The 24,063-nt window shown below is 66.7% G+C and carries 19 protein-coding genes; 8 read left to right on the top strand and 11 right to left on the bottom strand.

Annotation, left to right across the window (positions count from 1 at the left end; all coding sequences use genetic code 11):
- Together AAG801_RS24585 and AAG801_RS24590 are read left to right on the top strand one after the other, a co-directional pair.
- Positions 1-1,505: urea amidolyase family protein (locus tag AAG801_RS24585; RefSeq protein ID WP_341890722.1), on the top strand; the 1,505-nt coding region annotated here is incomplete at its 5' end.
- Positions 1,506-1,521: 16 nt separating this feature from the next.
- Complete coding sequence (locus AAG801_RS24590) at positions 1,522-3,255, top strand: biotin carboxylase N-terminal domain-containing protein (protein WP_341890723.1); 1,734 nt, start codon at positions 1,522-1,524, stop codon at positions 3,253-3,255.
- Between the two features lie 13 nt (positions 3,256-3,268).
- Here the strand turns inward: AAG801_RS24590 and AAG801_RS24595 are convergent, their stop codons facing one another.
- From AAG801_RS24595 to AAG801_RS24630, 8 genes are all read right to left on the bottom strand, one after another.
- A complete protein-coding gene (locus AAG801_RS24595) occupies positions 3,269-3,556 on the bottom strand; it encodes a hypothetical protein (RefSeq protein ID WP_341890724.1) in 288 nt (95 codons plus the stop codon).
- An 82-nt stretch (positions 3,557-3,638) separates the two neighbouring features.
- Positions 3,639-5,750: a DUF2235 domain-containing protein gene (locus AAG801_RS24600; RefSeq protein ID WP_341890725.1), complete on the bottom strand. Its 2,112-nt coding sequence runs from the start codon at positions 5,748-5,750 to the stop codon at positions 3,639-3,641.
- Positions 5,751-5,794: 44 nt separating this feature from the next.
- The gene (locus tag AAG801_RS24605; protein ID WP_341890726.1) at positions 5,795-6,283 is read right to left on the bottom strand and encodes a DUF3304 domain-containing protein; all 489 of its coding nucleotides are present in this window, start codon (positions 6,281-6,283) and stop codon (positions 5,795-5,797) included.
- Between the two features lie 68 nt (positions 6,284-6,351).
- Positions 6,352-6,834 (bottom strand): DUF3304 domain-containing protein, encoded by a 483-nt coding sequence (locus tag AAG801_RS24610; protein ID WP_341890727.1) that lies wholly within the window; start codon positions 6,832-6,834, stop codon positions 6,352-6,354.
- A gap of 43 nt (positions 6,835-6,877) precedes the next feature.
- Positions 6,878-7,351: a DUF3304 domain-containing protein gene (locus AAG801_RS24615; RefSeq protein WP_341890728.1), complete on the bottom strand. Its 474-nt coding sequence runs from the start codon at positions 7,349-7,351 to the stop codon at positions 6,878-6,880.
- Positions 7,348-8,268, bottom strand: coding sequence for a DUF4123 domain-containing protein (locus AAG801_RS24620; protein ID WP_341890729.1), 921 nt, complete (start codon positions 8,266-8,268; stop codon positions 7,348-7,350). The genes AAG801_RS24615 and AAG801_RS24620 overlap by 4 nt, the downstream gene beginning before the upstream one ends.
- 10 nt (positions 8,269-8,278) lie before the next feature.
- On the bottom strand, positions 8,279-11,275 hold the full coding sequence (locus tag AAG801_RS24625) for a type VI secretion system Vgr family protein (RefSeq protein WP_341890730.1): 2,997 nt from the start codon (positions 11,273-11,275) through the stop codon (positions 8,279-8,281).
- Between the two features lie 25 nt (positions 11,276-11,300).
- A complete protein-coding gene (locus tag AAG801_RS24630) occupies positions 11,301-12,125 on the bottom strand; it encodes a hypothetical protein (RefSeq protein ID WP_341890731.1) in 825 nt (274 codons plus the stop codon).
- Positions 12,126-12,321: 196 nt separating this feature from the next.
- Here AAG801_RS24630 and AAG801_RS24635 point away from each other — a divergent pair, with 196 nt between their 5' ends.
- The 6 genes from AAG801_RS24635 (at position 12,322) to AAG801_RS24660 (ending at position 20,771) form a co-directional block, all read left to right on the top strand.
- Positions 12,322-13,128 (top strand): M15 family metallopeptidase, encoded by an 807-nt coding sequence (locus AAG801_RS24635; RefSeq protein WP_341890737.1) that lies wholly within the window; start codon positions 12,322-12,324, stop codon positions 13,126-13,128.
- A 59-nt stretch (positions 13,129-13,187) separates the two neighbouring features.
- Positions 13,188-13,481: a PAAR domain-containing protein gene (locus AAG801_RS24640; protein ID WP_099793860.1), complete on the top strand. Its 294-nt coding sequence runs from the start codon at positions 13,188-13,190 to the stop codon at positions 13,479-13,481.
- A 102-nt stretch (positions 13,482-13,583) separates the two neighbouring features.
- Positions 13,584-15,056 carry a hypothetical protein gene (locus tag AAG801_RS24645; protein WP_341890732.1) on the top strand — a complete coding sequence of 491 codons (1,473 nt, stop codon included), beginning with the start codon at positions 13,584-13,586 and terminating at the stop codon, positions 15,054-15,056.
- Positions 15,057-15,080: 24 nt separating this feature from the next.
- Positions 15,081-18,941, top strand: a complete 3,861-nt coding sequence (gene tssM / locus AAG801_RS24650) for a type VI secretion system membrane subunit TssM (RefSeq protein ID WP_341890733.1) — start codon at positions 15,081-15,083, stop codon at positions 18,939-18,941.
- Complete coding sequence (gene tagF, locus AAG801_RS24655; protein ID WP_341890734.1) at positions 18,938-19,921, top strand: type VI secretion system-associated protein TagF; 984 nt, start codon at positions 18,938-18,940, stop codon at positions 19,919-19,921. The genes tssM and tagF overlap by 4 nt, the downstream gene beginning before the upstream one ends.
- A 7-nt stretch (positions 19,922-19,928) precedes the next feature.
- Entirely contained in the window at positions 19,929-20,771 is an 843-nt protein-coding gene (locus tag AAG801_RS24660; protein WP_101494020.1) for an OmpA family protein, read from the top strand.
- Positions 20,772-20,840: 69 nt separating this feature from the next.
- On the opposite strand, the gene tssA is transcribed toward AAG801_RS24660, so the two are convergent.
- From tssA to tssK, 3 genes are all read right to left on the bottom strand, one after another.
- Positions 20,841-21,998: a type VI secretion system protein TssA gene (tssA, locus tag AAG801_RS24665; protein ID WP_341890735.1), complete on the bottom strand. Its 1,158-nt coding sequence runs from the start codon at positions 21,996-21,998 to the stop codon at positions 20,841-20,843.
- Positions 21,995-22,777, bottom strand: coding sequence for a type IVB secretion system protein IcmH/DotU (icmH, locus tag AAG801_RS24670; protein WP_341890738.1), 783 nt, complete (start codon positions 22,775-22,777; stop codon positions 21,995-21,997). The genes tssA and icmH overlap by 4 nt, the downstream gene beginning before the upstream one ends.
- A gap of 28 nt (positions 22,778-22,805) precedes the next feature.
- The coding region (tssK, locus tag AAG801_RS24675; protein WP_341890736.1) for a type VI secretion system baseplate subunit TssK at positions 22,806-24,063 on the bottom strand (1,258 nt) is incomplete at its 5' end.

Here is a 24,063-nt window from a genome sequence, read left to right on the forward strand (position 1 = left end):
GCGCCGCGCCCCTCGCCGGCATCGCAGAGCTGGGGCCCGCCGCGCGCACGATCCTCATCACTTTCCGGCCCGCCGTGCTGTCGGCGGCTGCGCTGGCGCAGGCCGTGCGCCAGCGAAAGCTCGACGCCCGCGAGACGCGCGTCGACAAGCGCATCGAGATTCCCGTGCGCTACGACGGCGAAGACATCGCCGAAGTGGCCGGCCTGCTCGGCATCGCGCCCGACGAACTGGTGCGCCGCCACACCGGCAGCGACTACACCGTCGCCTTCACCGGCTTCGCGCCCGGCTTCGCCTACCTGAGCGGCGGCCACCCGAGCCTGAACGTGCCGCGCCGCGCGGTGCCGCGCACCCGCATCCCCGCAGGCGCGGTCGGGCTCGCGGGCAGCTTCAGTGGCGTGTACCCGCAGGCCAGCCCCGGCGGCTGGCAGATCATCGGCGTGACCGACACGCCCATGTGGGACCTGTCGCGCGAAACGCCGGCGCTGCTGCAGCCTGGTGACACGGTGCGCTTTGTCGATGCCACGTCGTGCAAGGTGGCGCTGCCGGTGGTCGCGCAAGTTGTCGCGGCGCCCGCACCTGCAACCCTTGAAGGCGGCAGCGTCTTCGAAGTTCGCGCCGCTGGCTTGCAAGCGCTGTGGCAAGACGGCGGTCGCCGTGGGCAGGCCCGGCAGGGCGTGTCCGCCTCCGGTGCGATGGACCAGCGCTCGCTGCACGTTGCCAATCGACTGGTCGGCAATGCGTCGGATGCCGCGTGCCTCGAGCTCGCCTACGGCGGCTTCCAGTTCGTCTGCCGCGGTGACGCCGTGATGGCGGTCACCGGCGCCGACGGCCCGCTCACGCTGACCCGCGCCGACGGCGCGCAATGGCCGCTGCCGCGCTACCAGCCCGTCGCACTGGCCGATGGCGACATCGTCACCTTCGGCGAGCCCGTCGCCGGCATCCGCAGCTACCTCGCCGTGCGCGGCGGCTTTGCCGTGGCGCCCGTGCTCGGCAGCTGCGCGACCGACACGCTGGCCCGCATCGGCCCGCCCGCCGTGGCCGTGGGCGATGTGCTGCCCGTGCGTAGCGTTGCCATCGGCGCTGTCGTCGGCGCCACCGAAGCGCCGCCGACCGACCTGCCCACCGTGCAGGACGAAGTCGTGCTCGACATCGTGCTCGGCCCGCGCACCGACTGGTTCACCGCCGACGCCGTCGAGCGCCTGTGCAGCCAGCCGTGGGTGGTGACGCCGCAGTCGAACCGCGTCGGCATCCGACTGAATGCGGAGCAGCCGCTCGTGCGTGCGAACACCGCCGAACTGCCCAGCGAGGGCACGGCGCGCGGCTCGATCCAGGTGCCGCCCAGCGGCCAGCCCGTGCTGTTCCTGGCCGACCACCCGCTCACCGGCGGCTACCCCGTGATCGCGTCGGTCGCCACCCACCACCTGGACCGTGCGGGGCAGATCCCCGTGAACGCCCGCGTCCGTTTCCAACCGATGGCCGGCCAGCACGGCCCCGTCGACCTTTGAGATCGAGAGTCCCGCGATGAAAAAAGTCCTGATCGCCAACCGCGGCGAAATCGCCGTGCGCATCGCACGTGCCTGTGCCGACCACGGTGTGCAATCGGTCGCCGTCTACGCCGATCCCGACCTGAACGCGCTGCACGTGCGCCGGGCCGACGAGGCCTACGGCCTGGACGGCCACCGCCCGGCCGACACCTACCTGAACATTCCCAAGCTGCTCGCCATCGCGAAGCGCAGCGGCGCCGACGCCGTGCACCCCGGCTACGGCTTTCTCTCGGAAAGCGCGGCCTTCGCGCAGGCGGTGATCGACGCCGGCCTCACATGGATCGGCCCTTCGCCTTCGGCCATCGCCACGCTCGGCGACAAGGTGCAGGCCCGCAAGCTCGCGCTGAAGGTCGGCGCGCCGCTCGTCGCCGGCACCGCCGACCCCGTGAACAACGCCGGCGAGGTGCTCGCCTTCGCCGAACAGCACGGCCTGCCGATCGCCATCAAGGCGGCCTTCGGCGGCGGTGGGCGCGGCATCAAGGTCGCGTGGCGGCTCGACGAAGTCGAAGGCCTGTTCGAGTCGGCCGTGCGCGAAGCCATCACCGCCTTCGGCCGCGGCGAGTGCTACGTCGAGCAGTTCCTCGACCGCCCGCGCCACGTCGAGGCACAGGTGATCGCCGACACGCACGGCAACGTCGTCGTGCTCGGCACGCGCGACTGTTCGCTGCAACGGCGCAACCAGAAGCTGGTCGAAGAAGCGCCCGCGCCGTTCCTGAGCGACGCGCAGCGCGAACGCATCCACCAATCGGCGCGCGACATCTGCGCGGCCGCCGGCTACACCGGCGCCGGCACCGTCGAATTCATGCTCAGCGCGAGCGGCGCGATCTCGTTCCTCGAAGTCAACACGCGCCTGCAGGTCGAGCACCCGGTGACCGAGGAAACCACCGGCATCGACCTCGTCATCGAACAGCTGCGCATCGCCGAAGGCCTGCCGCTGTCGGTCACGGAGACGCCCGCACCGCGCGGCCACTCCTTCGAGTTCCGCATCAACGCCGAAGACGTGGGCCGCGGCTTCCTGCCGACGCCCGGCCCCGTCCACGTGTTCGACGCACCCTCGGGCCCGGGCGTGCGCGTCGACACCGGCGTGGACGCCGGCTCGCAGGTGCCCGGCACCTTCGACTCGCTGATGGCCAAGCTCATCGTCACCGGCGCCACGCGCGCCCAGGCGATCGCACGCGCACGCCGCGCCCTCAAGGAATTCCGCATCGAAGGCCTGGCGACCGTGCTGCCGTTCCATCGCGCCGTGATGGCGCACCCTGATTTCGTGTCGGAAGATGCCTTCAAGGTCCACACGCGCTGGATCGAGACGGACTTTGCGAACGACGAGGCGGCGGGCATGCGGCCTGATCCACTGCCGGATGCCTCACTGCACCGCACGGCCATCGAGATCGATGGGCGACGCATGTCGCTGGGGCTGCCGGCGGAATTGCTGCGTGGGTTGGCGTCGGCGGGTGGTGCCGGTGCTGCTGTACCTGGCGTTGCGAACGCACCCGCGGCCGATGCCGCCGCCGTGGCAGCGCCGGTGTCGGGCACGTTGCAGGGATGGAAGGTCGCCGACGGTGACGAGGTCGCCGAAGGCGCGGTGATCGCGGTGATGGAGGCGATGAAGATGGAGATGCAGGTCGTCGCGCATCGCGCGGGGCGCATCGCGTTCGCCGCTGCGGCGGGGGGCTACGTGGCGGCTGGGACGGCGATCGCGCGCATTGGGTGAGTGAGGGCGGTCGTCAAGGCTTGAGGAACAGGGCGACGAGTCCTGAAACGATGCAGGGTGCGAAGGTCACGGCGGCCATGTAGGTCTCGAGACGCGCGCCTGTATCGCGTGCGTCGATGAGCAGGTGGCGCGCACCGAGGTAGAGCAACGCGGCGCCGGCCAGCACGAGCACGAACAGCCGGGCTTGCTTCAAGCGAGGCGCCCATGAGGGATGTGGACGCACGCGATGGCCGATCAGGAAGAGCGTGCACACCAGCGACGGCAGGGTGCCGGCGATCAGGATGAGGGGGATCGGATTCATCTTGATCCCGCGTCGCCGAGCGGCGATGGCCCGGTAGTTGGCTGCTGGTTCTGCGAGGCGATGACGGAACCTGCAGCGGGCTTCAGCTCTTGTCGAACACGCGTCGGTAGCGGCCGTGGCCGTGCGGTTCGCGGCGGCTGGCGGTGCCCAGGAGCTTCAATGCGAGCGTCGCGGCTGTGCCCGCGTTGTCTCGCAGATCTTCCGCATCGGCATCCGTCATCAGCGGCAGTGTCCCCGGTTCTTTCGCATCCTGTGCGAGCACGCGGCGTTCGAAGTTGTTGAGTTCATAGCCGCGGGCGAAGTTGCGCAGGTTCGCCGCAGCAGAGGGCATCGGCTCTTCTTCCGCTGCCTTCAGCAACCGGTCGTGCGTGGCCTTCTTTTGCTTGATGGCGGCCACGAAGTCCTCGCGGTTTTCCTTCGTGATGGGGCCGAGCATCCAGAACCCGCCGTGCGAGTCGTGGACAAACCTGTCGAAGAAGTCGTTGGCGGCTTGTGGAACATCCTTGGCCGCTGCCACGGCGCGCACGAGGCGCTTTTCCACCTCGTTGGCGCGGGGCGGCTGGTCAACGTAGACGCCCGCCCTGGGAACGAACACCCGTCTGGGCTGGTTGGCCGCCTGGGCCGCCTTGACGTCTTCACGCCAGTCGAGCTCCGACTCCCAGAGATCTTGCTGGTCTTGTTCTTCGGAGGCTTTGTAGCTCGCCATGGCCTTGAAGGTGGCTTCATCGCTCTTGGAGGCACGCCAGCGCCAATACAGCTCCATGTGATAGCGCATGCGGTTCTGCACGGGCTCGCCGCCGTTGGCGACGTTCTGCTTTTCCTCTGTCGTGGTCCAGGCTGCGTAGTCGCTGAAGGACTTGTCGAGCGTAGGAGCGACCTCGAAATCGGCTTGTATTTCGCTTTGCATTTCGGACTTGCTGTCCACGCGAACGCCCGCCGCCAAGGCCTCGAAATACATGTCCATCAAGGGAATCTGCGAAAGCAATGCGGTTCGTCCCTCGACGCCCTTGCCTTGGGACTTTGACGGGTAGCCTCCGCCCAGATCGGAGTGGGCTCCCGGGTAGACGAACTCCTTGGTGTTCGGCGGGTAGTTCGTGGCCCTGATGCGCGCCGTGGACAGCGGAAACGACTGACGTATTTCGTGTGCCGCCACGTAGTGAACGGTCTGGTTGACGCCGTTGATGTCCATGGTGCCGTCGGCCCAGTCCTGAAAGCCCTGGCCGACGGGCGATGAATCGGCCAGCCCGACAGATGCCACGGTGTCGAAGATGCCCAGGAAGTGAAGTTCCAGCGTCGCTTCGCCGATCGTCATGTTCTCGGCGACCAGCTGGATCCATTGGCAAAAGGCGCGCGCTTCGGCCGCACCGCGCGAAAAGCCGAAGACCGACAGATGCATTTTGGTCACGCGCGGCCGCTGGTCCTTGATGGCTTTGAGCAGGCGCGCTTGAATGCCCCTGAAGATGCTGACCATCTTGTTGTCGCTCCAGCGCCACCAGGTCTTCAGTTCATCGATGCAGAGTGTCTTCGCCTCGTCAGGCTGGATCAACAGAACATCGTGATAGGCCATATGCAGGGCGTTGTAGACCTGTATCAACGCCCAATGGATGCGCGCTTCACCCCCGGTGCCGAAGCGCTTGCCGTTGTCCAGCTCCTTTTCCTCGCCGATCTCTGGGAAGTGTGTACCGACGCCGGGTATGTAGAAACGAAAATTCTCGACCTGGTCATCCTTGTGCGCGTTGAAGAGGCTGACTATGTTCGTGTGGCTTTGGTCGCGTGTGTCGCGAATCAGGTTGTTGTTGGTGCCGTCAAAAAACAGGCCCACGTGAATCTCTTTGGCACAACTCAGGGCCTCGGCCTTGCTCGGGTCGGCGCTGGCGGCGCGTTGGCACAGTTCGCGTGCGGTCAGGGTCCGGTCGGCGCGCGAGTGGTCGCCAGGCAGTGCGGGCTGGTAGTTCTTGCCGCCCGGGTCGTTGTCCCACCAGTCGCCTTTCGGCGCATTGGCTGTCCACTTGTAGTCTGGCGACCAATCCATGGCCCTGCCCGCGTCGTCCGACCATCTCAGTATCTGCAGCCCCGTTTCCTTGACGATGCACTCGGCCGTGCAAAGCTTGGCGGTCTTGAAATAGAGATAGCGCTTCTCGCGGGTGTTGGCGTCGAAGCTGATTTCGTACCAGCCTTCTTCAAATTCTTCCATCTGTTGCTCCCGGATTTTTCAAGACATCCCTGGTTCGCCTTGGCTCACCATTTCCAGTCCGCAGGCTTCACTGGGGAGGCGGGACCGGGATAGTCCTTGGCGCCGGCCCTCTTGTTGGAAATGATCAGCCGCACCTCGTTGTTCGGCAGGAAATGCACGTTCAGGAGCCCACCGGGCTCGTCATATTTTTCGATGGGAACAACTTTTTCATGCCACCGGGGTTTGATCGCGTCCGGTCGCTTGTCGCCCGGAATACCGCTGGAAGTTGTCCACTTCACTGTCGCATTCAGACCGGCGCGCCACTTGGCGGGAAATGAGATGCAGCACACAAAGCTGCCGCCGCCGCCGTAAGGGCGTGAGTTGCCGCCGCCTGCCCCATCCACATAGAACTGATGGATGTAGTCCTCCGTGTGGTTGTAGGCACTGATGTTGGCGCTGTAGCTTTCGGCCGCCGGCTTCTTGCTGCTGCAGGCCACCAGCGGCAGCGTTAGTAGCGCCAGTGCGCAAAGCGCCAGGGTCGTTGTGCGTTTCATGGCGTGTGGCCTTTCAATGCGTTCACGTTTTGTTCCTCGGGTTTCCGAAAATTCTTGCTCGACCCGACTCACCACTTCCAGCTCGGCGGCTTCACCGGGTAGTCGGGGCCGGGGTAGCCCTTGGCACCGGAGCCCTTGCTGGAGATGACCAATCGAACATCGCCCTCAGTCAGGAAGTGCACGTTGAGCGTGCCGCCTGGGACGTCATATCGCTCAATCGGGACAACCCTCTTGTGCCAAGTGGGCTTGATGGCCTCGGGGCGTTTGTCGCCAGGAATCCCGCTCGAGGTCGTCCATTCCACCGTTGCGCTGAGCCCGGGACGCCACTGGGCCGGATAGGAGATGCAGCACACAAAGCTGCCGCCGCCACCGTAGGGGTATGAATTCCCGCCACCCGCCTCATTCACATAGAACTGATGGATGTAGTCCTCCGTGTGGTTGTAGGCACTGAGGTTGGCGCTGTAGCTTTCAGCCGCCGGCTTCTTGCTGCTGCAAGCTGCCAGCGACAGTACCGCCAATGCGCAAAGCGTCAGGATCGCTGTGCGTTTCATGGCGTATGGCCTTTCAATGCGCGCATAGGTTGTTCGCCTCGGCTCACCATTTCCAATCCGGCGGCTTCACCGGATAGGCGGGGCCAGGGTAGTTCCTGGCACCCGCCCCTTTGCTGGAAATGATCAACCGAACGTCGCCTTCGGGAAGAAAGTGGATGTTGAGCACGCCGCCCGGCACGGTGTATTCCTCGATGGGCACGACCTTCTCGTGCCAATGCTGGGCATACGCTTCCGGTCGCCGATCGCCTGGAATGCCGCTGGAGGTGGCCCAACGCACCTTGGCGCTCAAGCCAGGGCGCCATACGGCGGGATAAGAGATGCAGCACACGAAGCTGCCGCCACCGCCATACGCGCTCGAATGACCGCCGAACATCCCGTCGACATACGGCTCGATATGGTCGGCCGTGTGGTTGTACGGGCTGAGGCTGGCGCTGTAGCTTTCGGCCGCAGGTTTCTTGCTGCTGCAAGCCTCCAACAACGCCAACGCGCAAAGAACCAAGAGAGCAAAGCGATTCATGAAGCCTTGCCCTCCAACGCCTTCCACAGTTCGTCGCTCCAGCCCTTCATCAGGCTCGACAGGCTGGTGCCTTGCGCGACAGCCTTCCATGTGTCCGACAGATCGGGGTGTTGGTAGAAGTTGTCGCCACAGGTCAGCGAGAGCACCACGAACTGCAGCCGGTCCGGATTGCCTGCCACGTGCAGGCGGGTGGCGGCCTCTAGCGCGCACTGGAGCCGCTGATGAAACACTGCCCGGCCCGTCTGCGGCACCAGCTGCGATACCGTCTCGAGCAACTGCGCAAAGATGCCGTCGGCTTCCGAGGCATCCAGAAGCGCCGCGAATTGCGACGCATCGAGTTCGAGATGATCGCCGGCATCGGCAGCACCCTCTTCCCCGGCAGCAGCAAGCCAGTTGCCGACCGTGGTTCCACTGCGGTCGAACCACTGCCATTGCGCAATGGTTTGTGCCACGCGCCGCGTCTGAGGCTCGGTCAGCGTGGCAAGCAGCGTAGGAAGAACGCGTACATCGCCCATGCGGCAGTGCAGCTTCAGACCGTCGTGCCGCGCCTGGGCAAGGTAGCCGAAGCAGGCCTGCAGATCTGCAACGGAGTGGCGGGATGCGAGCCAGCTGAATGCGGGCGCAGCCGGGTCGATCATGGCGAGGCGCCGCAAGCCTTCGGCGCGCACCTCGTCATCGTCTCGTGGCAGTTCCAGCAACTGCGGTCCCTGCGCACCGTAGGCCTCCAGCGGTGTGTTGGCCAGCGCGTTGACATGCGGCCACCCGTTGCGGCGCAGTACCGACGCCAGGCGCGCCGGGTCCAGCAAGGCCGCATCGATCAGCAGCCAGAGGCCGATGGATGAGGGTTGGGCGTCGGCCATCGCTTGCACGGCGTGGGCAAGGTGGATGGGTTCGATCGGATCGGTCGCGAATTCCAACGCAACGCTCTCACTGCAAGGCGGAGAAGGGGGATCCGCTTTGTGCCGCCTTCAGCATGCACTCGATGCAGATGCTCTGCGGGAACAGCGGCAGCCCATACGGCGAGCTTGTCGGCCCCGCCAACTTCCGCTGCACCGCGTGATAAGTGATCTTCCCCGGGCACTCGAAGGTGATGTCCCCATCCTGCAGCGTGATCGACGCGCCCTGCGCAGTCGCGATGCGGATCTTCTTCTTGGCCGCGAACTCCACCGTCTGGTCGGTGCTCGCGATCTTCAGCGCCTCCTTGGCCTGGATGCGCAACTCGTCGTGCTGCGCCTGGAAGTCCAGGTCGTCGTTGCCCGCGATGACCGACAGGCCCGCTTCGGCATCGGCCTTCTGTGCCCCGGCCAATAGCCCGATGGCCTGCCCGCTGTGCACGCGCAGCACGTCGGCCAGCGCCAGGTTGATGTCGCCGCCGCTGGCCAGTGTGGCGGTCTCGCCGCTGACGATCTGCAGCTGCTGGCCTGCGACCATGGCCAGCCCGCCGCGTGCGGCCAGTGCGACCACGGCATCGCTCGTGTGGGGCACCTTGCCTTCACCGGTGGCGATGGCCTTGTCTGCCGCGTCTGCGTAGGCGGTGTCGAGCGCATCGGCGGTCACCATGCCGCTGGCGGTGCGCTCCATCGCGGCGTAGGGGGCGCGTTCCTTGTCGAGTTGCGATTCGTCGGCCTTGTTGGCACCGATGTGCCCAGCCAGCTGCACGGTCTCGTGGGTCTTGGCCGCATCGCTCAGCGCCTGTCCCAACTGCTGCACCTGCTTGAGCAGCGCCATGCCGGCGGCGAAGTCGCCCACCGGCTCCAGCTTCTGGCCACCTGCGCCGTGGTACGTGCTCAGCAGCACACCCTTGCCGCCGCGCAGGGCGGCATAGCCGTCGGTACGCAACTCCAGACCTTGGCCGCGGAAGCTGCCTCGGAAGTTGTCGGCCTGATGGATCAGGTGACCCAGGTTCAGCTGGCTGTGGGCGGTGCTGGCGTGCAGCTGCACGCGCAGTTGCTGGTTCGAATCGTCGAACACCAGCTGGCTGAAGCCCTCGCCGCCGAACTCCTTGGTCTTGAAGCCACTCAGGGCCGCGGCGTTGCGGTGGCCCTTGTCGTCGGCGCTGGCGCCGTGCCAGGGTGGGGCGTGGCCCGCCGCCAGGTTGGCCTGGGCGCTGGGCGAGGCGTTGCCCGCTTGGGCGAAGACGTCGTCATGGGTATCGCCGTTCTCACCGGCGCGCGATGCGCCGCCGGGCGTGGGGGCGATGCCGCCGTCGCCGCGGCCGTTGTACAGCGCCCCGACGATGACGGGCTGGTCCACATCGAGGTCGACGAACTTGACCAGCACTTCCTGGCCGATGCGCGGCAGCCACTGCCAGCCCATGCCGGGACCCGCCTGGCGCTGGGCCACGCGGATCCAGCGGGTGCTGCGGTTGTCTTGGGCGCTGTCTCCGCTGTTGTTCTCGTTCGATCCGTTCTGCCAGTGGAAGCGCACGCGCACGTCGCCTCGGTCGTTGCAGTAGAGCTCGTCGGCGCCGTTGGGCGAGGTCTCGCCCGACGGCCCGACCACGATGGCGCTGTGCACGCCGCTGGCCGTGGGCTTGGCGTGCAGACGGGCGCCATCGGCCGCAGCCAGTGCGGGGCGCCAGGGGCGCGGGGCATGCACGCCCGAGAAGCTGTTGGCGTAGCCCTGGGCCTGCGCGGTCGCGAGGTTCTGGGGCTGCGGGTAGATGTCGTTGTCGTTGCTTGTGCTCGCACTCGTGGCTGCAGACACCAGCCCGAACACATCGGACTCGGCCGTCACGGGTGCGCACGGCTGGTCGAACACCAGATGTTCCGTCAGTTCACCCAGCTGCGCCGCAATCGACGCTGCCGTGTCCTTGGGCAGGTTGTTGATGCCCACATGCTCGACGGTGTCCAGCAGCAGTGCAGGCTTGGCCTGCAAGCCCAGCGCGGGCGCGTCGTCGATCTCGATGCGTGTGCCCGCGCGCAAGGTGCGCACGGTGCTGTGGCCCAGCATCACGTCGGCGCGGCATTCGGCCGCTTCCATCATCAGGGCCGCATAACGCTCCAGCGTGCGGTTGGTGTCCCAGCCACGGCTGCGGTCGTTCAGGCCGAGCACGTCGTCGTATTCCAGCCGCGGGGCGTTCTTGCCGCCGACCTGAAAGCGCGCCGGGGCGCTGCCCGTGAGCTGGCGCTTGCCGTCGACGTTCCAGGCACTCAGGTGTACCTGCGCCACCGACTGGCGCATGCGCCGCACCAGCGCCTGCACGGCGTCGCTGCGTTCCTGCGAGCTCTTGCGGTGAAAGCGAACGGGCGAGCCTGCATCGGCGGGCTGGGTGTCGTTCGATGAAAAGATGACGAGCTTGTGGCCCATGGGGGCCTTCGCGTCTTCCTCGGTGCGCCAGGCCAGGCCCTCTTCGGCCAGCAGGCGAGAGAAGAAGTCGAAGTCGCTCTCGCGGTACTGGGTGCAGTAGGTGCGAACGGGCGCATCCGAGAGGAAGCCGTTCACCTCGGAAGAGAAGGCCCAGCTGCCTGCCTCGGCATACGGGGCCAGCACGCGTTCGATGATGTCGGCCACGCTGCGTTGCTGGAAGACCTGGCTGCGTCCTTGCTGGGTGGCCAGCCAGAGCCAAGGCACGAGCGTCAGGCGGTAGCGCGCCAGGCCGCCATCGGAGCCCAGAGACTCGACCGCGCGAATGAGACCGGTGCGTCGACCAAGAGAGCCGTCGGCCAGCACGGTGATCAATGTGAGCGGCTGGTCGATTAGCGAAGACAGTGCCAGGTCCGCGCGCAAGCTCAAACACACGATGCGCAGCTCGAACAGCTGCGACACCGCCTCGCGCTGCACCCAGCCTTCCACGCGCAGCGCGTCGATGCTCTCGCGTGCGGTCGACGAAGACGATGAAGCAGCGCTCGGCGCTTCGAGGCGGTACAGCCGCGCCGTCTGGCTCAGCTCGGCCCACAGGGCGCTGCGGTCAGCGGAAGGCATCGGGAATTCGCTCAGGGTCGGATGCTCAAGGTTTGCAAGGTGCGCCCGGCTTGCAGTCCGCCGTTGCGGCGGTGGCCTGCGCCGACGGTGCGGGGTCGGACGTCTTGCTGCGCTTGAGCAGTGCGGTCAGCAGGTCGGTGTCGGGATCGGGCCCCTTCGGCCGTGCCGCTGTTTGGGTGAGGTTGGCACGCGTCGCGGACTTGGTTGCCTTGCTGCTGTTGGCGGCGGTCTTGACGACGGGCTTGCCGTTCGCCGCCGTGCGCACGGGCTTCTTCGAACCCGACGCGATGCGCTCCGGCTGCTTCTTCGCGGCGACGTTGGTCTTGCTGTCAGCACCTGATTTTTTCGCAGGCGACGCAGCTGCCACGCGCGCAGGCTTCGTGGTCGGCGGCACGGCCATGGGCTGCGCACCGATCGCCGCGAACGGCGTGGAGGCCGGTTGCTGTTGTTGTGGCTGCTGCAATGGCTGCGGTGCGCTGTCGCCTTCGATGATGCGCGCAGGCGTCGGCTCTGGCGCAGCGGCTGCGACGGGTGCGTCGGGCTTCGGTGGTTCCACCGCGACAGGCGCGGCCACCGGCACAGGCGGCACTGCTGCAACGGCCATCGCTGTATCCGCACGCTTCGATTGCAGGTGGTAGGTCGTGGCACCCGCCACGCCGACCAGCACGGCGACCGAAGCCCACACGCCAGGCCGTGCAAAGAAGGAACGCGCGCCACTCTCGCGGCCACCGAACTGTGCGAGCACCCGTGTGGATTCGCCTCCGGGTGCGGCGGTCGATGCGGCCGTGGTGGGGGCGTTCGAACCGAGCAGGCTCGGTCGGTCCTTGTGGGCGTCTGACGCGCCCATCATGGATGGGTGGTCCGGCTGGCTGCGGGCATGTGATTTCTCCCCTCGGCTTTATGTGGCGTGATCAACGCGATATCGCAATTGGGATGCAACTGGGCGTTGCGTGCGATGGGTTCAAATTTTGGAGCGACTCATACAATTGAGCGGCTCTCATTGAACACCGTTGATCTTCTTCACTCTCTTTTGTTATTTTGCCTTGATGGTGGCTGCACTTGCCATCTTCTTGTTCCCTTCTTTTCGTGACCGTGTGTTGCGAGCGACGGTCGCCATTTCTACTGCTATTGCATTCTTTTTTATTGGAATAGGACGCCGTCTCGGTTTTGTGTCCGAAGCAAGTTTTCAGTTGATGCGCGACAGCGGCTCAGGAGTGCGTACTTTTGCCGTAAGGCATCGCTACTTGTTGCTGTCGGGCATGGGCCTGCTTATCGTGCCGGTGTTGTTAAGTGTGACTTTCGGAAGTGGCCGCATTCTCTTCTTCGATGACTGGGCCACCGAAAGCGACCCGAAGATTGAAGCGTTGCTGCAGGGCGAGCAGCTGGTGCCGCCGCAGCCGTTGCCGCCCGAGGTGTTTGCCACTGCAGAGGTCGAGCAGATTCGTCCACTCACGAAAGAAGGCAGTCGGGACTGGGCTGCGCTCGATGTGGACTTTCGTAATCGTTTGCTGCTCGTCTACAAGATCATGAAAGAAAAGCACGGCTACGACCTCGCATTGCTCGAGGGTTATCGCAGCCCCGAACGACAAGCCAAACTCGCTGCATTGGGCAATACAGTGACCATGGCGAAGGCGAATCAAAGCTATCATCAGTATGGACTTGCGGCAGACAACGCGTTCTATCGCAATGGCAAGCTGGTGATCTCTGAAAAAGATCCATGGGCCATGGAAGGCTATCGCCTCTATGGTGAAGCGGCCGAGTCCGTGGGCTTGGTGTGGGGTGGTCGGTGGTCCTTCAGGGACTACGGTCACGTGGAGTACCGCAAGCCGGGATTTAAATTGTCACGCAACTGAATGCCGAGGCGACACCTGTCGCATTGGCACACCACGAGGCAATCAAGGGGGGAGTTCAAATGGGTGAGGATCAACCCGACGCCGACAACGATCGGCCGTGGATCGTTCTGCATGACAAGACCGACCACGGCGGCTTCGTGATCACCGCGTCCGAAAACACAAGCATCGACGACCGGCGCGTGGCGCGCATCGGCGACATGGTGTCGTGCCCACGGCCCGGCCATGGCATCAACCCCATCGTGACAGGCAGCGACTGCGTCACGCTCGACGGCCGCCGCGTGGCGCGCCACGGCGACCGGGCGGCCTGCGGCTGCAGGTTGCTGTCCAGCCAGATCGCTTCCGCGTCCGAATGACGGCGGCGCTTCCTTCTCCGGCTGCAGGCATGGCATGCGGCCACGCGACCGCGTGGGCCATCGCCATCGCCGTTGCATGACCCAGGTGTTCGCAAACTCCTGATGCTGTCGCGACTGATCAAGCCCGTGCTCCTGGCCTGCGCCGTGTTCATCACGGTGTGGGTGCTCGTGATCGTCTATTGGCAGTACACGGCGCGCATGCCGAGCACGAGCGACATCGTGCTGTACCTCGTGGTGCTGCCGCTCGCGTTGATGCTCTTCTATATCGTGCTGCGCCGCATCTTCACGGCCGCACCCACTGCTGCGCTGCCCGTGGCTGGCGCAACAGTGGCCGCAGGCGGCGCCGCCTCATCGAATGCCGCAGCGCCCGACGCCTCGCAAGAGCGCCTACAGATGGCGGTGCTCGCCTTCGCCCTTCGCACACCCCGCGGCAGCGATGCCGACACGGTGGCCACAGCGATCGGCCAGGCGCAGACGCCCGAGTTGGTGCCCGAACTGCGTGACGGCGAAGGCTTCCCCGTCATCGCGGGCCGCGTCGAAGGCATCGACGAGAACGAACTGCGCGAGCACCTGCGCGAAAGCCTGCAACCCGCCGGCGAAGCTTTCGATGTCGATGCACTACCCGACGACCGGCTGCGCGCCATCCATCTCATGTCGGATGTGCTGCAAGAGTTGCTGACGTCCGCGGCCGAGGCGATCGCGAACGCCGGCGATGCGCTGTCGGTGCGCGCGCCCGGGCGCTTCGTTTCCAGTGGTGGCGTCATCCCCGGGCCGGCGGCAGCGCCCCAGCTGAGCCTCTCGCTATTGTTGCCGGGCGCATGGAGCGAGAGCGAACGCGTGATCGCCACACAGTGGGTGCAGCAGCGCGTGCGCGAGGGCGATGCGTCGCAGCGCTGGCACGTCGACTGCTTCAAGAGCGAAGACGGCGTGTCCGGCATGGCGCTGCTCGACCGCATCAGCCTGTCGCTGCATCGCGAGCAGCGGCCCGCGCTGTGGATCGCGCTGGCGGCCGACTCCTCGGTGTCCGAAGCGAGCATCGCGCGCTGGGAGGCCGAGGGCCTGCTGTACACCGCCACGCGCCGCAAGGGCCGCGTGCCCGGCGAAGCCGCCGCGGGCCTGCTGCTCGCGCGCGCTAGCGATGCGCTGCTGGCACCGGCCCAGGCCGTGCGGCTGTCGCGCAGCGCAAGCGGCCAGCGCGAAGCATCCGCCGACACGGCGCGCACGCCCGATGCGAGCCTGCTCGATCTGTTCGCGCAGCGCCTGCTGTCGAGCGCGGCCCTCGAGACCGCCCAGGTCGACTGGGTCGTGAGCGATGCCGACCACCGCACCAGCCGCGTCACCGAAGTGGCCAGCCTCGTGCAGGAGCGGCTGCCCCATGTGCCCTTCGAAAACAACCTGTCCGTCTGCGCCACCCTGGGTCACCTGGGGGCCGCGGCCGACATGAGCGCCGTCGTGCTCGCGTGCCACCTGGCCGCGCGCGATGCCCGGCACGTGCTCGCCATTTCCGTGCAGGACGCGCACGCCCGAACGGCCTTGCTGGCCGGCCCGGCGAGCCCCGCGTCACCCGCTACTTAAACAGGACCGATTCCAGAAACTTCTATGCGGCGATTCTTCAGTTTCCTGGCCGATCCGCGCACCTTGTCGGTGATCGGCGCCATCGCGCTCGGCGCGTTCCTGCTGCTCGGGGCACAGACGCTCGAAGTCGGCGCGATCTGGGCCGTCGGCATCTTCGTGGTGCTGCTGCTGTTGTGGCTGCTCGTGTGGTTCGTGCGACGCATGCGCACGCGCGCGGCCAACCGCAAGCTCGGCGACATGCTCGAGGAGCAGGCCGACGCGGCCGTGCGCGACAGCGATCCCGAGCGCAAGGCCGAGATCGACGAGTTGCGCGGGCGCATGGTCGAGGCCGTGAAGACCATCAAGACCTCGAAGATCGGGCAGATGTCGGGCAGCGAGGCGCTGTACGAGCTGCCTTGGTACATGGTCATCGGCAACCCGGCGGCGGGCAAGAGCAGCGCCATCCTGAACTCGGGCCTGCAGTTCCCGTTCGCCGACAAGGGCAACGCGGTGATCCAGGGCATCGGCGGCACGCGCAACTGCGACTGGTTCTTCACCACCGAAGGCATCGTGCTCGACACGGCGGGCCGCTATTCGATTCACCAGGAAGACCGCAAGGAGTGGTTCGGCTTTCTGGACCTGCTCAAGAAGTACCGGCCGAAGGCGCCCATCAACGGCATCATCATCACGGCCAGCATTCCCGAGCTGATCGGCAGCCGGCCCGACTTCGCGATTCAACTGGCGAAGAACCTGCGCCAGCGCATGCAGGAACTCACCGAGCGGCTCGAGGTGTTCGCGCCGGTCTACGTGATGTTCACCAAGGCCGACCTGATCACCGGTTTTGCAGAATTTTTCGGCGACAGCGACAAGATGGAGCGCGACCGCGTGTGGGGCGCCTCGCTGCCCTACGACGGCGACGAGAAGCAGGACGCCGTGGCGCTGTTCGACAAGCGCTTCGACGAGCTCTACATGGGCCTGAAGGAAATCAGCGTCTCGCACTTCGCGAACCACCGCAGCAGCGACCCGTCGCCCGAGTTGCTGATCTTCCCGCTCGAGTTCGCAGCCATCAAGCCCGCACTGCGGGCCTTCCTGGCCACGCTGTTCGAGAGCAACCCGTTCCAGCACAAGCCGGTGTTCCGCGGCTTCTACTTCACCAGCGCCTTGCAAGAGGGCACGATGCGCAGCCTGTCGACCGAGCGCATCGCCAAGCGCTTCGGGCTCACGCTGAGCAACGCGGCCACCAAGTCGAAGGAAATCTATTCGCAGAACGGGTTCTTCCTGCGCGACCTGTTCTCCAAGGTGATCTTTGCCGACAAGAAGACGGTGCGGCAGTTCTCCAGCCCCGTGAAGGCGCGCGTGCGCTACGTGAGCTTCTTCGCCTTCGTCGCCGTGCTGGGCCTCCTGCTCGGTGGTTGGACGTGGTCGTACCTCGGCAACCGGCAACTGGTGGAGAACGTGCAGGCCGACCTCGACAAGGTGGTCAAGCTGCAGGCCAGCGACAACGGCCTGCGCACGCGCTTCGAGGCGCTGAACATCCTGCAGGACCGCATCGAGCAGCTCGAGAAATTCCGCAACGACCGGCCGCTGTCGCTGTCGCTGGGCCTGTACCAGGGCAACCAGCTCGAAGACAAGCTCGTGGCCGAGTACTACGGCGGCGTGAAGCAGCTCATGCTCGCGCCGGTGTCGGACAACCTGCAGGCCTTCCTGCGCGACGTCAACGCACACCCCGACCGCCTGAAGCGCGCTGATGCGGTGGCCGTGCTGACGGGCGGCACGGCGCCCGCACCGCTGCCGGCCGCCGGTGCCGTGACCACCACGGCACCCGCCGCAGCGCCGGAAGGCGGCGGCCTGTATGCCGGCTCCTCGCCGGCCGACGTGCAGGACGCCTACAACGCGCTCAAGACCTACCTCATGCTGTCCGACAAGCGGCAGGTGGAAACAGCACACCTCACCGACCAGATCTCGCGCTTCTGGCGCGGCTGGCTCGAGAGCAACCGCGGCGACATGCCGCGCGCGGCGGTCATCCGTGACGCCGAACGCATGATCACTTTCTACCTGCGCCGCGTGGGCGACGACAACTGGCCCGCGCTGGCCGACACCAACCTCGCGCTGGTCGAGCAGACGCGCGACAACCTGCGCCGCGTGGTGCGCGGCATGCCGGCGCGCGAACGCGTGTACGCCGAGATCAAGGCGCGCGCCTCGACGCGCTTCGCGCCGATGACCGTGGCGCGCATCCTCGGGGCCACGGCGAGCAGTGCCGAAAGCGAAGGCACCCTCGCGGGCAGCGTCGCCATCTCGGGCGCGTTCACGCGCGAGGCCTGGCAGCAGTACGTGGACGACGCGATCCGCGACGCCGCGAACAAGGAAACATCGAGCAAGGACTGGGTGCTCAACGTCGCCGGCAACGACGACCTGACGCTCGAAGGCAGCCCGGAGCAGATCCGCAAGACGCTGGCCACCATGTACAAGCTGGAGTACGCCAAGGAGTGGCAGCGCTTCCTGCAAGGCATCGCAGTGAAGGACATGGGCAGCTTCGAGCAGGCCGTGGTGGCGATGAACCAGCTCGGCGATCCGCAGAACTCGCCGATCCGCAAGGTCTTCGACACGGTGTACGACCAGACCTCGTGGGACAACCCCTCGCTGGTCAACGCCGGCCTGCAGCAGGCGCGCACGGGGGCCTTCAACTGGTTCAAGCGCCTCTTCAGCCGTGCCACGCCGTCGCAGGTCAACGTGAACGTCGACCTCAACGGCGGCGCCACGGAAATCCCGATGGGCCCGATCGGCCGCGAGTTCGCGGGCGTCGCACGCCTGGTGGTCGAGCGCGACAACACTTCGCTGCTGCGCGGCTACCTGGGCACGCTGTCCAAGCTGCGCGGGCGCTTCAACCAGATCAAGAACCAGGGCGACCCCGGACCGGGCGCGCGCCAGCTCATGCAGCAGACGCTGGAGGGCAACGGCTCCGAGCTGGCCGATGCGCTCAAGTACGTCGACGAGCAGATGCTCACCGGCATGGACGCCGCACAGCGCCAGGCGCTGCGCCCGCTGCTCGTGCGGCCGCTGCTGCAGGCGTACGCAGTGACGGTGCAGCCGACGGCGGTGGAGGTCAACAAGATCTGGAGCGCGCAGGTGCACCAGCCGTTCCAGCAGTCGCTGGCCACCAAGTACCCGTTCTCGGCGAGCGCGAAGATCGAGGCCTCGCCGGCAGAAATCGCGCAGTTCTTCGGACCTGAAGGCGCCATCGGCAAGTTCGTGACGACCACGCTGGGCTCGCTGGTGATCCGCCGCGGCGACCTGCTGTCGCCGCGCGCCTGGGGCGACCAGGGCCTCACGCTGAGTCCCGATTTCGTGAATGGCTTTGCGCAGTGGGTGGCGCCGCTGTCGGGCGGTGCGGCGGCCGGTGCCGGCGGCAGCGCGCAGCCGCAGACGCTGTTCCAGATCCTGCCGCAGCCCGTGTCGGGCCTGACGGAGTACATGGTCGAAATCGACGGCCAGCAGCTGCGCTACCGCAACACGCCGCCGCAGTGGTCCAACTTCGTCTGGCCTAACGCGCAGGGCACGCCGGGCGCGAAGATCACCGCCGTCACCTTCGACGGGCGCACGGTCGAGCTGATCAACGAGCCAGGCAACTTCGGCCTGGAGCGCCTGCTCAGCACGGCGCAGCGCACGAAGTTGCCCGATGGCAGTTTCGAGCTCACATGGGCGCGCGACAACGCGAGCGTGACCGTCAAGCTGCGCGTGATCCAGAACACGCAGTCGGCCGGCTCGGGCGGCGATTCGCCGCAAGGCAAGGGCCTGCGCGGCACGGTGTTGCCGCCGACGGTCGCGGAGATTGGTGCGCCGCGCGCCACAGCAACAGTTCAGGCACCGGCTCAAGTCCCGGTGCAGGCAGGGGGAGCAGGAAAATGAGCGCGCCACAACAGCTGTGCTACTTCGGCAAGTTGCCCGGTCGCGGCGACTTCGTGAAGGGCCTGTACAACCCGCAGCTCATCAAGGTGTTCGACCACTGGCTGTCGCAGACCATGGAGATGCTGTCGGAAGACCCGCGCTGGAAGCTGATCTACGACAACGCGGCGCCGATGCACTTCGTGTGCCTGGGCTCGCGCAGCCGCGTGGCGATTGCGGGCCATCTGCGTGCCAGCCGTGACGAGTCGTCGCGCCGCTACCCGTTCCTGGCGGCCACCTCGGTGGACGTCGACGAGGCGCTCGACTTCATGCGCGGCGCGCCGATGCTCGTCGGACCGTATTGGGACCGCATGGCGGTGCAGGTGCAGTCGCTGGCGGCCGGCACCGACCTGGACAGCGAGCTGAAGAAGTTCGAGGCCATCGACCCGGCCATCGAGACCGGTTTCAAGAAGTCGGCCTCGCGCGCCACCTATGCGGCCTTCACGCGCGACACGAGCTTGCTGCGCATCGAGCAGATGCTCAACTTCGACGGCCACAAGGTGTCGCTGCGCCGGGCCATCCTGGCGCTGGGCCTGCTGCTGCAGCCGGTGATGGCCAGCGCGGTGTCGCACCTGGACAAGGGGCTCACGCTGCCGCTGCCGCGCGACCCGGTCGATCGCTCGCTGATCGCCACCTTCTGGCTGGAGATGGTGTCGCAGTTTCTGGCGAAGGCCGACTTCGAGCTGGTGCTGCTGGTCACCGAGATCGACGGCCGCGCGCGGCTGGTGATCGGCTTCAACGGCCTGTCGCCGCGCAGCCTGCAAAGCGTGCTGCACCCGCAGGTCTACACCGAGCACAACATCGACATCGACAACCCGGAGTGGGTCGAGGACACCATCCACAGCAACTACGCGATGTTCAAGCTTGTGAGCTACCTTGACCAGCCGCAGCTGCCGCTGGACATCGTGCTCACCGCCTTTCGCGAAGTCTTCATCGGGGAATGACACGGTCATGAATTGTTCTTTGCGCGTTCTCGTGCTGTCCATGGCCTGCGGGCTCGCGCTCGTCCCGGCCGTGCAGGCCCAGCAACCACAGCAACAACCGGCCGCAGGCGCCACCGCCGCGCGCGTCGAGACCACGGCCGCGGCCGTCGGGAAGGGCGAGCCGGTCGTGGCCGGCGGGCAGGTGCCCGACGAGGCCACGCGCGCCGCCGTCATCGAGGCGCTGCGCCGCATCTACGGCCCCAGCGGCGTGATCGACAAGATCGAGGTGGTGAGCACCGTCAGCATGCCGGCCAACTGGGCCGCCAACGTGCAGCGGCTGATCACGCCTTCGCTCAAGGACATCCACCGCGGCCAGTTCCAGATCGAGGGCACGCAGATGGCGCTGAGCGGCGAGGTCGGCAACGAGGCGCTGCGCCAGAAGATCGTGAGCGACATGGCGAACGCGCTCAACCCGACCTACACCATCAAGAACAGCCTGCGCGTGCCCGTGTCGGAGCAGATCGCGGTCGACCAGGTGCTGGGCAACCGCACCATCGAGTTCGAGCTGGGCAGCGCCACGCTCACCAGCAAGGGCCGCGCCATCCTCGACGAGATGGCGCCCATCCTGCAGAAGCTCACGAACAAGTCGGTGGCGGTGGTGGGGCACACCGACAACGCCGGCAATCGCACGTCGAACCTGGCGCTGAGCCAGTCGCGGGCCGAATCGGTCAAGGGCTACCTGGTGGGCAAGGGCATCGATCCGATGACGCTCACGACCTCGGGCGTGGGCCCGGACCAGCCGGTGGCGAGCAATGCGACCGACGAGGGGCGCTCGCGCAACCGGCGCATCGAGTTCCGCGTCGGACGCTAACGAAAAAGGCCCGCAACGCGGGCCTTTCTTCTGTTGCTCGGCGCGCTGTCAGGCGCCGTCAATGCGCCATCAGCGCGACTCGTCGTCGCCCTTCGGCAGATCGAGCAGGTCCACCAACTGGGCCAGCTCCTGCTCGTTCTTGATCACGTTGCGCAGCCAGGCATGCAGTGGCATGTCGGCCCAGCGCGCGGCCTTGTTCGCCATGTAGGCGGCCGGGCTCGAAGGCTCGGTCTGCTCGAAATACGCCGCCACTTCCTTGAGCTGCGCAATGGCCTGCGCGCGGCTGTGGATGCCGGGCGGCTGCGCGGCGGGCGCGTGCGCGACCGCGTGATAAATCGGGGGTGAATGGGGCATGGCGGCGTCGAAGACGGGTTCGATGCGGGACGGAGCCGTCGGTGCACTGACGGCCGGTGCAGCGGCGGTGGTCGGCTGCGGCGCGCCGTTGTCGATCGGCACGCCGGCCTCGCGTGCAAAGCGCTCGACGGTCTGGCGGATGGCCGTGGCCGCGTCTTTCGCGGCGCGAAAGCTCGGGCCGTTGGAGGCGGTGCGTTCGTCGAACACGGCCTCGAACTCGGCCAGTGCCTGCTCGCAGGCGTGCACGTCGCGGTGCGTCTTCTGCAAGAACTTCGCGGGCGTGGCGCGGCGCAGGCGGTCGAACTGGTCGAGCGTCACCTTGTTGCGCTGCAGCTCGTCGGCCTGCGCCGGCGTGCGGCGGATGGCCTGGTCGAGCGCCAATGCGGTCTCCCAGACCAGCGCACTGTGGCCGGTGCTGCCGTCGCTCACGATGGGCGCGCGCTGCAGCAGCTCGACCGAGCGCGAGATCAACCAGGTGACAGTGCCGATCCGCATCTCGATGTCGCCGCCCTCGGGCTGCGGATGCAGTTCGTCCCAGTACTGGCGGCACAGGCCGATGAGCAGGCGATAACCGTCGGCCAGCCCTTCGAAGCCGCGCTGGCTGGCCAGTGCATCGGTGAGCCACACGGTCAGCCGCAGGTCTTTGGTGGCGCCGCGCAGCAGCTTGTCGCACTCGGCGATCACGAAGGGCCAGTTGGCCTCTTTCAGCTCGATGACCCATTCGCCCTGTTCGAGCGAGGGGTCGTCGTGCTTGCGCGCTTCCTGGATGGCGTCGAACTCGCGCGAGAACAGCATGTCCTCGCCGCAAGGCTGGGCCTCGGAAATCGGGGCCAGCAGGGCCGCGAGGTCGAGGCGGTTCGTCGCGGCCGTCATGGCAACGAGATCGTCAGGTTGGCCTGGCGCGGGCCGAGCTTCACGATGTCCTGGTAGCTCGCGAGCGCGCCCTGCGTGGTGCTGCCCAGGTGCGCCGAGAGGCCGACGAAGCCGAGCAGGCCGATGAGCGAGAACAGCGCGGCCACCACCCACTGCGGCGCCTCGCGCTTGAGCGAGTGCGAGATGAGGTCGGGCAGCGGCCAGTGCGGTGCGAACGGCGTGCGCTTGCCGCGCGCGTTGGCAATCTCGTCGCCCACGCGCGCCGTGAGGTAGGCCAGCTTCTCGGTGCCGTCGATGGCGTACTTGCCCTGGAAGCCCAGCAGCAGGCACATGTAGAACACCTCGAGCGTCTGGATGCGCGCGGCGCCGTGCGCCCGCTCGACCTCGAGCATGTTGAAGAAGTTCTCGCCTGCGAGCTGGTCGCCGAACAGCGTGAGCTGCAGCGGCCGGCGCTCCCACTCGGAGCGAATCGCGAACTCGGGCGCCGAGAGCACGAACTCGTCGACCGTGGCGCAGAAGGCGTACTTGGCCGCGTGGATCTGCTCGGCCGTGGCGTCGAGCTTGCGCGCATTGCGTTCGAACTCGCCCAGGTAGTTGCGGATGCCCGTGAGGAACTGCTCGGTGGTCGCCGGCTGCTGCTTCTTCTTCAGCAGGAACAGCATCACGAAGCCGTCGTACAGCAGGTCGAGCAGGCTGGAGTCGGCGTCGGGTGCCACGCCTGCGGGCGTGAACGACGCGGGCGGCGCGTCGCCGCCCAGCAGGGAAGGGGCCTTGTTCAGGGTGGTGGTGTTCATACGATCAGGCGGATCAGCCGGTCACGGCGATCAGTTCGAGTTGCATGTCGGGGATGCCGGCCGGCGCGTAGATGGTGACGCTCTGCGCCTGCAGCATGCGGTCGTACAGCTGGCTCTTGCTGTCGATGGAAAAGTAGCAGGCGCCCGCACGGATCGGAATGGCCGGCGGCACCTGCGGCGCGTAGACGATGCGCACGCCCGGCATGGCCGAGAGCACGAGCTTGTCGACGTCTTCGGGCGCGCCGATCTTGAAGCGCTGCGGCACCACCTCGGCCAGCTCGGCGGCCGGCATGCTGGCGGTGACCGACATGTAGAACACGGTCTTCTCGTCGATCTTTCCGGAGTCGAGGCGGCCCAGGTAGAAGGCGTTGCGCGTCTCGGTGAGCGCAATGGCGAAGTAGCGCGTGGAGATGACGGTGTCGAGCAGGTCGCGCACGATGCGGTCGAGCTCGGCGAAGGCCGGGCCCGGCTTCTCGTGGTCGTACACCGGCAGGTCGTTCAGCGAGTAGGTCTTGGCAAACGTCATCAGCGCGCCGGCCAGGCTCAGCAGTTCCTGGAACAGCCGCTCCGGGTGCAGCGACGGGTGATGGAACAGGTGCGAGAGCGACGCGAAGGCCGAGTTGGCCGTGTGCAGCAGCCAGAACGAGGCGATGTCGCCCGAGCGGAACTCGATGATGTTCTTGCTCGGCTCGCGGTGAATGCCGTACAGCGAATTGACCTTGGCCTGCAGCACGTCGAGCAGGCGGCGCAGCTGCTGGAACACGGTGGGCGAGGCGTCGATGCTGGTGCACGGCGGCACGAAGCTGCGGTCGATCTCGAAGCCGCCCGCGGCGGTGCGCCGGATGCGGATCACGGGGATCGACACGAACTGCTCGCGCGGCTCGGTGTCGGCCAGGAGCTTCACGCTCTTGCGCAAAAACACCACCTCGGCGCTCACGGCGTTGGTGTACAGGTCGAGCGACTGCGTCGCGTCGCTGGTGTAGCGCGCGGCAAAGCCTTCTTCGTTGGGGTCGGTGTAGTTCTTGCCGAGCTCCTTCACCGGGTGCAGCACCAGGTAGAAGGTGATCTCGTTCTGGCCCGGGCTCAGGGTGTCGAGCGAGATGGGCGGGGGCAGCGCATCGGCCTGCGGCGCGGCGTAGGGTTCGCCGTCGGGGAACACCAGCGACAGCTGCGAGGCGCGCAGCATGCCGCTGGCCAGCGCATCGAGGTCGAAGCTGATGGAGCGCACGCCCCAGAAGTACGGATGCAGCGCCTGCGCCGTGGCGCGCAGG

The organism is Variovorax sp. YR752 (genome assembly GCF_943372545.1).